The sequence below is a fragment of the Bartonella sp. MM73XJBT genome (assembly GCF_028618465.1).
Classification (GTDB): domain Bacteria; phylum Pseudomonadota; class Alphaproteobacteria; order Rhizobiales; family Rhizobiaceae; genus Bartonella.
In genome coordinates this window covers 1-7,767 of sequence record NZ_JAQISY010000044.1, presented here as the reverse complement: position 1 = coordinate 7,767, position 7,767 = coordinate 1, and the positions used below count along the sequence as shown (strand labels likewise).

The 7,767-nt window shown below is 38.3% G+C and carries 14 protein-coding genes and 1 pseudogene; 9 read left to right on the top strand and 6 right to left on the bottom strand.

The window, feature by feature from the left end; genetic code table 11:
• Nucleotides 1–253: 253 nt before the first annotated feature.
• From PVV69_RS08675 to PVV69_RS08650, 6 genes are all read right to left on the bottom strand, one after another.
• Nucleotides 254–877 carry a lambda exonuclease family protein gene (locus tag PVV69_RS08675; RefSeq protein WP_273757195.1) on the bottom strand — a complete coding sequence of 208 codons (624 nt, stop codon included), beginning with the start codon at nt 875–877 and terminating at the stop codon, nt 254–256.
• Nucleotide 878: 1 nt separating this feature from the next.
• Nucleotides 879–1,700, bottom strand: a complete 822-nt coding sequence (gene bet, locus PVV69_RS08670; RefSeq protein WP_273757194.1) for a phage recombination protein Bet — start codon at nt 1,698–1,700, stop codon at nt 879–881.
• A gap of 13 nt (nt 1,701–1,713) precedes the next feature.
• Nucleotides 1,714–2,451, bottom strand: coding sequence for an antA/AntB antirepressor family protein (locus tag PVV69_RS08665; RefSeq protein ID WP_273757193.1), 738 nt, complete (start codon nt 2,449–2,451; stop codon nt 1,714–1,716).
• 20 nt (nt 2,452–2,471) lie between these two features.
• A complete protein-coding gene (locus PVV69_RS08660; protein ID WP_273757192.1) occupies nt 2,472–2,840 on the bottom strand; it encodes an antA/AntB antirepressor family protein in 369 nt (122 codons plus the stop codon).
• A gap of 43 nt (nt 2,841–2,883) precedes the next feature.
• Entirely contained in the window at nt 2,884–3,303 is a 420-nt protein-coding gene (locus PVV69_RS08655) for a hypothetical protein (RefSeq protein WP_273757191.1), read from the bottom strand.
• A 215-nt stretch (nt 3,304–3,518) separates the two neighbouring features.
• The gene (locus tag PVV69_RS08650) at nt 3,519–3,872 is read right to left on the bottom strand and encodes a helix-turn-helix domain-containing protein (protein WP_241440827.1); all 354 of its coding nucleotides are present in this window, start codon (nt 3,870–3,872) and stop codon (nt 3,519–3,521) included.
• Nucleotides 3,873–3,896: 24 nt separating this feature from the next.
• On the opposite strand from PVV69_RS08650, the gene PVV69_RS08645 reads away from it, so the two are divergent.
• The 9 genes and pseudogenes from PVV69_RS08645 to PVV69_RS08605 all read left to right on the top strand — a co-directional run.
• Nucleotides 3,897–4,196, top strand: a complete 300-nt coding sequence (locus tag PVV69_RS08645; RefSeq protein WP_342753436.1) for a helix-turn-helix domain-containing protein — start codon at nt 3,897–3,899, stop codon at nt 4,194–4,196.
• A gap of 9 nt (nt 4,197–4,205) precedes the next feature.
• Nucleotides 4,206–4,811, top strand: coding sequence for a dATP/dGTP diphosphohydrolase domain-containing protein (locus PVV69_RS08640; protein ID WP_273757189.1), 606 nt, complete (start codon nt 4,206–4,208; stop codon nt 4,809–4,811).
• Between the two features lie 11 nt (nt 4,812–4,822).
• Complete coding sequence (locus PVV69_RS08635) at nt 4,823–5,242, top strand: hypothetical protein (protein ID WP_273757188.1); 420 nt, start codon at nt 4,823–4,825, stop codon at nt 5,240–5,242.
• Nucleotides 5,243–5,250: 8 nt separating this feature from the next.
• Nucleotides 5,251–5,445 (top strand): hypothetical protein, encoded by a 195-nt coding sequence (locus PVV69_RS08630; protein ID WP_273757187.1) that lies wholly within the window; start codon nt 5,251–5,253, stop codon nt 5,443–5,445.
• 34 nt (nt 5,446–5,479) lie between these two features.
• Entirely contained in the window at nt 5,480–5,956 is a 477-nt protein-coding gene (locus PVV69_RS08625; RefSeq protein ID WP_273757186.1) for a crossover junction endodeoxyribonuclease RuvC, read from the top strand.
• Nucleotides 5,946–6,311 carry a helix-turn-helix domain-containing protein gene (locus PVV69_RS08620; protein ID WP_273722028.1) on the top strand — a complete coding sequence of 122 codons (366 nt, stop codon included), beginning with the start codon at nt 5,946–5,948 and terminating at the stop codon, nt 6,309–6,311. Before PVV69_RS08625 ends, PVV69_RS08620 begins: the two co-directional genes overlap by 11 nt.
• Nucleotides 6,301–6,600 (top strand): annotated as a pseudogene (locus PVV69_RS08615) (DUF1376 domain-containing protein); the annotation flags it as partial. The gene PVV69_RS08620 and the pseudogene PVV69_RS08615, both read left to right, overlap by 11 nt.
• 40 nt (nt 6,601–6,640) lie before the next feature.
• The gene (locus tag PVV69_RS08610; RefSeq protein ID WP_273722022.1) at nt 6,641–6,973 is read left to right on the top strand and encodes a DUF1376 domain-containing protein; all 333 of its coding nucleotides are present in this window, start codon (nt 6,641–6,643) and stop codon (nt 6,971–6,973) included.
• The coding region (locus PVV69_RS08605; RefSeq protein WP_273757185.1) for a DUF1376 domain-containing protein at nt 6,963–7,767 on the top strand (805 nt) is incomplete at its 3' end. The genes PVV69_RS08610 and PVV69_RS08605, both read left to right, overlap by 11 nt.

Here is a 7,767-nt window from a genome sequence, read left to right as displayed (position 1 = left end):
ATCGGATTTAAGATAGATAAGTAATTCCCCAGTAGGTTTGATTTCTATGAGTTCGCACCCTTGCTTTTTAGCTTCTCTTAAAGCACGTGCAATGGCTGGTTGTGTTATGGTAGCTGGACGAGGCGCCATATATTTCTCCTTACATTTAAGATGCAATTTATCCGTGTCGTGAATCACGAATTGATTGAAATTTGTTATGAAAGGGGCGGGGGTGCTAGGAGGCATACAATGAACAAAGCACCCCCATAAGCGATTAGGCGGCTTTTGTTGAGATTCTTTGGATCTCTTGTTCTATTTCAGTTAAAAAGCTTTCAACCGCTTGATTGATTTGTTCAATTTGTTTGTCATCACGGTGGATGCGTTTGATTTTCATACGAAAGAGAGATGAATTGCCCGTAAAACGTGGGTCATAACTGATAAAATCACACCATTTACGTCCCGTACAAGCCATTTGGAATTGCATTTGTGCAAGATATTCCGGTTTGATCTCATTATCCATAAAGAAGCGCAAATGGTTGCTTGATTGAGGACATTTGATTTCGATTAAGCCATCTTTATCAATCAGTCCATCGGGGCTTGCCCCTGCCATTTGAATTGTAGGGTGTTGAATAAAGCCACATTGAGTGATTTGTGTATCATAAATGAAAGCATATTCTTTGAGAGCCTCCTCTTCATGCTCAATACCCCATTGCATAGCGGGTGTTATATAAGATTGACTTATTTCTCCAGTTAAACGCTCTGTCATGAGTTTGATTTTGTAATCTTCATATTTGCTTGTAGGCGTTCCCTTTGCTGTTTTGCTAAGTATGTTATAAATATTTGAAGCGGTGACTTTACCTAAACGGGCTTGAAACCATTCTGCTGTTCTTTGTTGCATTTCACACCGCCGTTTGTTGTTCGTGAGACATTGGAGCATATTCAAGATCTTGGATATGAATATATTCGGCATCTTGTGTAGGTGTATCTGTTTGTTCTTGTTGTGGGAGATATTGTAGAGCTCTTTCTCTTTGAATATTTTTCTTTTTTTCCAACAGCTCTAAAACCTCTTGTGCTTTTTCACAAGACAGATCTGTTAGGTTTTCTACCTTTGCGTAAAAGAGAAGATTATCTTCATTTGTTTCAGTTTCTTTAATTAACCCTTTGATTTGTTCAAGCATCTCATAAGAAACAAGTTGTACAGGTGTGGTGTCATTAATACGTTTAGCTTCATCTTCTTCATAAATGCCAGAAAACCCGAAAGCATAGCGAGCGCATTGTATCGTAGCTTTATGGCGTAACATACGAGCAGGGTATTTTTGCCAAGTGTCACTTTTTTGTTTGCATTCATTTAAATATTCAGTGACTTCGATAGGATCTTTAATGCCTTTGAGACGAATAGCACATTTGATAGCAATGAGATTACCCTCTTTATCGAGTTGGTCTTGAAATGTCATGCCATCAAATTGAGGATTAGACTTAATGATCTTAATCCACCCGTCGATAGAGACAACAGGTATAATGCCGCCGCCTCGTTTAGGGAGAGCATAGATCTCTTTAGTGAGAGGATTCAGTCCATAAGTATTAGCAACAGAGATAAAAGCAGCGAATTCTTCATCAGAGAAGTGCTGATTGATACAAGTTTTGATAATAGTCTTTCGAAACTCGTCATGAGAGAAGCCATATTTACTTGCTATGGTTGTTAAAAAAGTGGAATTTGTCATCTTAGTTGTCCTTTTAATGCATGCATTGTCTTTTAAGCTCTTGAGAGAGCACACCGATGCCTTTAGTGGTTATTTTTGCAGCAGGTACGACTTTTTCAGTCCCTTCTGAAGTTTGAATGGTTTGGGTTGGGCAATCCATCAATCCTTTTTGGATTTTATCTTGGTAAGGTAACAAAGGAGCCCCGAAAGTGCGTCGATAAACCCAACCTTTTTGCTGCAAAAATTGAATGAATTGTTTTGGTTGTATCTCAAGAACTTTAGCGGCTTCAGTAAGACCGAAGAGCCCATCTGCGCGTTGCAAGCTTTCAAGAGCCATGGCTTTTGGTGTTAAGTCTTCAATAATACTGTCTTTTTGATCAATTTGTCCTTGTAGGTAATTCAAAAAGCCAATCATAGCTTGTGGACTTGAATAATCGATTTGTGCTGGTGTTATTTGCTTTGCACGCCGTTCGCATTCGATAAAATATTCTCTTGCTTGCTTACCTTTTTTATTACGCTCTACCATGGCGAGTTCTTTTGCCATGTCTAAAGTGAGATAATAGTCTACTGCTATGGCATTGTTCGCCTCCATTTTTTTGTGGAAGCGAATAAAGTCTTTGCCCTGAAGAAAAGCATATGTCATGATACGCTTTTTTATCCAAGTAGAGAAATCTTGTTTGCTTTCTAAAAAAGCATGCAAGTCACGAGCATTGACGGTTTGAACGATTTCTTCGTTAATGGTGTTCTTTGCGATAGCGATAGGATTATCCATTTTTCTGATCTCCTCGTTAGTTACCAATAAGGACTCAATATTTGTTTTAAGATGACCACTTGGTTTCGATGCGGTTCTGCTTCGAGCACTTCTTTTGCTGCGTAAATTTTAAAGAGATGACTATCCGTAGCGTTTGGGTCGATTTCAGATTTTTTACAAACCTTTTTTCTATCGCCTTCTTTTTTTACAAAAATAAAATGCACGCCCTCTTTCAGATTAAGTTTTTCGACATGTTCATTAAACCAAGTGTCAAAATCTTTTTTTAATTGTAAGCGTTTATGCATAGCATGGGCACTCACCATTTGGACATAACCGGTTCTGTCTTTTACTTCATCTTCTGATAGGAGATAGTGTTCATTCTCTTCATTATTATTGTCATGTGTGTTCATAGGTTTACTCCAATGAATTTAACGAGGGAGAATGGTGGCGCTGTTAGAAACGCTTTGAGTATATTGAGTAATTTGGATAGTCTGGAAGGACATCGGAAGGGCGTAAACTGTTTTGCTCTTCATAAGTCCCGTAGACTTTATCAGTGTATTCTTCTTTGGCTAAATCATCTAAAAGTTGATTGAAAGCTTCACTTTCCCGAATAAAGCTATGAACCTTAGAGTGCTTATTAAGATGCTCTCTGTTATGGTTTACATAGAACTCAGCGATCTCTTCAGAGATATCTTCACACCGGTTAGTTGCGGGTTCAACGCGGAAGATTTGGACGGCATTATCGGCTTCATTAATAAAGTCGATAATGTCTTTTTCTTCGAAGAAAGGTCCATATTGCGCGAGGTTTTCTGTTTCATCTTCGCAAATGACTAAGAGAATTTCATCAGAATTTATGAAAACTGGTTTTTCCACAATTGCCTCCATAGAGCCTATTGGCAGTAGCTAATTTATAAGATATGAGGCATATGTATGCGCATATTGCACATATGTCAACAAAAAAATGTGCAAGATGAACATATCTATGTAAGTAATATATTATTTTAGGATATATAAAATGAATGATACCGCTTATCTTATAATGGAGGCAGTGAATAAGCTTAGTATAGATAAAAAGAGAAGATTAATTATTATTCTTCGTCTTTTAAAGTATCTAAAATGCGAAGAAGCCACTGCTGTTTTTCAGGAGATATATCTTTTAGAGCATTAAAAACTTCTTCTTGAAGTTCGCGGTCTGAAAGAGCAGTTGTAGATTTTGTTTTTATACCCTGTCCTTCACCAGTCAATAACCAACCTGTACTTACGTTAAAAGCTTTTGCGTATCGACTTGCGGCTTTATTGATACCGCGAACTCCTTGTTCATGTTGTATATAAGTGTAATATGACCAGCCATAATATTGAGCGGCAGCTCGAGCAGATTTAAATCCTTTGGCAATTCTTGCTTCTGTTAAGCGTATAGCTTGATCGGGCTTTTGTTCTTGCATTCTGTCAACTCCTTTCCATTCATAATGCACATATTATATGTGCTTTTCGACTTGACTTTTGTCTGTGCATATTGCACATTATTTTTTATGGATAAGACAGAAGTAAAAAAACTAAGAAAACAGCTTAATCTTACGCTGGACGAAATGGCGGCGTTATTAGGCGTTAACAAATCAACGGTATGGCGTTGGGAAAAATATGGCGTTCCTTCAAGAGGAGCGGTTGCTTATCTTTTAAAATCATTATGTGAGCAAGCCAGCCCCCCATTGTCGAAAATTTGCAAGAGCAGTGGCGTTGATAGCGCGTGCGACCGTTTGCAGCCTTAGGAGATGATGATGTCTGTAAAAAAGAAATACGAACTTACTGATGAGACAATTGAAGTTGATGGAAAAACACTTCACAGAATTAGAGCATTAAAGGATTTTGGAGATGTTAAAGCGGGTGATTTGGGTGGTTTTATAGAAAATGAAATCAACTTATCACACTATGGCAATTGCTGGGTTGCGGGGAAGGCTGTGATCTATGGAGGAGGCGGGTTTTCTGGTAATGCCAAGATTTTTGGTTATGGTGAGGTTAAAGGTACTGAATATTTTCGAGATAACGATGAAGTTTACCTACCTTCAAAGAACGCAAATGAAGCGCATAAGAATGATGATGGTAAGCCTCGTGTAGATCTTATACCGCCTTTAGCACTGATGGAAATCGGTCGTGTTTTAGAGTTTGGAGCAAAGAAATACGGAGCCAACAACTGGCGTAATGGCATGCATTGGAGCCGGTTTCACGGAGCAGCTTTGCGTCATTTATTAGCATGGTTTGGTGGAGAAAAGAAGGATGCTGAGAGTGATTTATCACACTTGGCACATGCGGCTTGTTGCCTGCTTTTCTTAATGGAATGCGAGGCAAAACAGATTGGTTGTGATGACCGCTCTCATAAAAATTAATGGAGATCAAGATGAGTTCACATGAAATGATAGCGATAGTTGTGTTTGTGGTGTTTGGAGCTTTGCTTTTTAGCGGGGTGATGTTTCGTTTTGCATTGCATTATCGGGATAAGTTTAAGCAACTTGCAGGGCAGATTGAAAAGTTTCAAGTCCAAATTGCAGAGCTTGAGAGAGAAATTGCAGAAAAAGATATCAAGTTTTTAAAGAAAACCAAGCAGACCATTGATGAATGTGATGCGGATCTTAAAGAACTGCATCAAAAGATAGATGCGTATGATGAAGCGTTCAAACGGAAGAACGAAATTATAGATGAACTAAAAGCAGAAGTTCAATCACGCGATGCAGAAATAGAGAAGCTTAAAGAAGAGCTTAAGCAGCGTGATGCATCTGTAAAAAAGCCTTCTCATAAGAATAAGAAGAAAAGTAAGTGAGGAGAGAGATGGGTTTTATTGCACTTATTATATCTTGTTATGCAGCTTATAGCGCTTTTAAAACCATAAAAATGCTTAGAAAAGAGCTAGATGAAAAAGACAAAACAATAGACGAGCAAAATCATCTAATCAAAAAATTATCTAACCCTAACATTTCCTATTGTGTGAATTGCAGCAAAATTGTGTGCAGAGAAGTCGTTTAAAGCACCACACATAAAGCAGATAGAGGTGATTTAAATGTCTCATACAATCCTTTGTTTTGATCTAGGTACGAGGACAGGGTGGGCGCTTTGTGGTGAGGATGGTGGTATCACTAGTGGCACCGTTGATTTTAAATCACGCCGTTTTGAAGGCGGTGGGATGCGTTATTTACGCTTTAAGAGATGGCTTACAGAAATAAAGCAGACAGCAGATGGCATTGACGCGGTGTATTTTGAAGAGGTGAGGCGTCATGTTGGTACCGATGCAGCGCATGTTTACGGTGGCTTGTTAGCAACGTTAACAGCGTGGTGTGAACATCATCAGATACCGTATGAAGGCATTCCAGTTGGTACGATTAAGAAAGCGACAACAGGGAAAGGGAATGCGTCGAAAGAAGAGATGATAGAGGCAATGCGTGCAAAAGGACACGCACCTTGTGATGATAATGAAGCGGATGCTTTAGCAATTTTACATTTAATTAAAGAAAGGGAGATCACGAATGATGTCCAGTAATAAAGTAGCGTGTGTAAAGTTTAGTACAGATAAGTTTTTAAAAGAGCTTATGGGCTTAAAAGCAACAGAGAAAGCTGTTTATACAACCCTTTTGTTGCTTATGAATGATAAGAAAGCGCCTCTTATCAATAATGCGTCTTATTTATCGAGTTGGTGTGGGTGTTCAGTAAAAACGTTTCAAAAGACATTAGAGACTTTAATAAGCATGGGTTACATCACGCGTTTAGAGAATGGGAACTTATGGCATAGGTCATTAGCTTTTGATTATAGCATCAGTAAACTTTCAGAAAGGGCTTCAAAAGCAGCGCATATAAGGTGGAGTAAGAAAAGAGAGGAGGCAATGCATGTCAACTAAGTTGCCATGGACGAGGCTTTTTGCAGACAAGTGGCTACTTGATCTTGCATATTTGCCTCCTTTTGAAGGTTTCATATATGTTAAGTTGCGATTTCAAATGCTTCGCACTGGAGAGCCGCTTACAAATAATTTTAAAGTGTTATCTTTATTGGCAGGCTGTTCAGTGAAAAGATTTCAGAGAGCATTAGATCTTTTATTAGAAACTGGACACATTGTTCTTTCAGAAGATGGTCGTTTGTGGAGTTTACAAGTTGAAGAGGAACTCAATAACTCTAATGAAGAGCTAGATAATTTCATTTGCAATGATAATGAAGAAAGGGAGGTGAAGTATGTCAACTAAGTTGCCATGGACGAGGCTTTTTTCTTCACAATGGATTGTTGATGTTAGTGGCATGAGCATAGTGGAAAAGGGTCTTTATATGACTCTTGTTTTATATATGTACGAAGAACGCCGCCCTATTATTGAAGATGCTCCCAAATTAGCAAGGTGGGCAGGTTGTTCAGTGAGAATTCTAAAAAAGACATTAGACATCTTATTACGTGATGAGAAGATCATACGTTTAGAAGATGGTCGTTTATGGAGTTTAAAAGTTGAAGAAGAACTTAATAACTTCAATGAAGATCTAAATAATAAAGAACAGGAGGGGAAATATGTCAACTAAGTTAGCTTGGGTTCGTTGTTTTCCTTCTGATTGGGTATCTGATGCTAGTGGAATGACGTCGCATCAAATATCGACTTATATGATGTTGATATTGCTTATGTATAAGAAGAGACAGCCAATTCTTGAGAATGCCTCTATATTAGCACGCATTTCTGGTTGTTCAGTAAAAGCTTTTAATAAAGCGCTAGATTTTTTATTGAGTGATGAGAAACTGATACGTTTAGAAGACGGTCGTTTATGGAGTTTACAGGTTGAAGAGGAACTCAACAACTCTAATGAGAATTTGAATAAGTTTTCAGAGAGAGCGCAGAAGGCAGCGAAGGCAAGATGGGATAAAAATACAAAAGATGCTTGTGATATTAAGCATGACGCTAACAGCATGCTTAAGGATGCTAAGCATGATGCTTGTGATGCTATAACAAACAATACAAACAATACAAACATATATAATAAAAAAAATAAAACTATCGTTTTATCAAAAAAAGAAATCGATTTTGAAGATTTAGAAACAACCGATTTGGTTAACGAACCAACAGAAGTTGCTGCTGTTGAAAGCCAATCAGAACAAATCGAAGCAGGTGTAGAAAACAAACCTCCCATTCACGAGCAAGAAAGCGTTCCCAAAAAAACAAAACGTTCAAAAGCTCATCGAGGCTGTCGATTACCCGATGATTTCGAACCCGATTACGATTTTGCACTTGCAGAGGGCTTGCCACCAGAGCGTATCAAAATTGAGATCGCAAAGTTTCGAGATTACTGGCGTTCAAAAGCCGGAGCAAATGCTACCAAAACCG

Excerpts from the sequence above, each read along its gene's own strand:
- PVV69_RS08675 (WP_273757195.1), bottom strand. The coding sequence starts at position 877 with ATGCAACAAAGAACAGCAGAATGGTTTCAAGCCCGTTTAGGTAAAGTC.
- bet (WP_273757194.1), bottom strand. The coding sequence starts at position 1,700 with ATGACAAATTCCACTTTTTTAACAACCATAGCAAGTAAATATGGCTTC.
- PVV69_RS08665 (WP_273757193.1), bottom strand. The coding sequence starts at position 2,451 with ATGGATAATCCTATCGCTATCGCAAAGAACACCATTAACGAAGAAATC.
- PVV69_RS08660 (WP_273757192.1), bottom strand. The coding sequence starts at position 2,840 with ATGAACACACATGACAATAATAATGAAGAGAATGAACACTATCTCCTA.
- PVV69_RS08650 (WP_241440827.1), bottom strand. The coding sequence starts at position 3,872 with ATGCAAGAACAAAAGCCCGATCAAGCTATACGCTTAACAGAAGCAAGA.
- PVV69_RS08645 (WP_342753436.1), top strand. The coding sequence starts at position 3,897 with ATGCACATATTATATGTGCTTTTCGACTTGACTTTTGTCTGTGCATAT.
- PVV69_RS08640 (WP_273757189.1), top strand. The coding sequence starts at position 4,206 with ATGTCTGTAAAAAAGAAATACGAACTTACTGATGAGACAATTGAAGTT.
- PVV69_RS08635 (WP_273757188.1), top strand. The coding sequence starts at position 4,823 with ATGAGTTCACATGAAATGATAGCGATAGTTGTGTTTGTGGTGTTTGGA.
- PVV69_RS08630 (WP_273757187.1), top strand. The coding sequence starts at position 5,251 with ATGGGTTTTATTGCACTTATTATATCTTGTTATGCAGCTTATAGCGCT.
- PVV69_RS08625 (WP_273757186.1), top strand. The coding sequence starts at position 5,480 with ATGTCTCATACAATCCTTTGTTTTGATCTAGGTACGAGGACAGGGTGG.
- PVV69_RS08620 (WP_273722028.1), top strand. The coding sequence starts at position 5,946 with ATGTCCAGTAATAAAGTAGCGTGTGTAAAGTTTAGTACAGATAAGTTT.
- PVV69_RS08610 (WP_273722022.1), top strand. The coding sequence starts at position 6,641 with ATGTCAACTAAGTTGCCATGGACGAGGCTTTTTTCTTCACAATGGATT.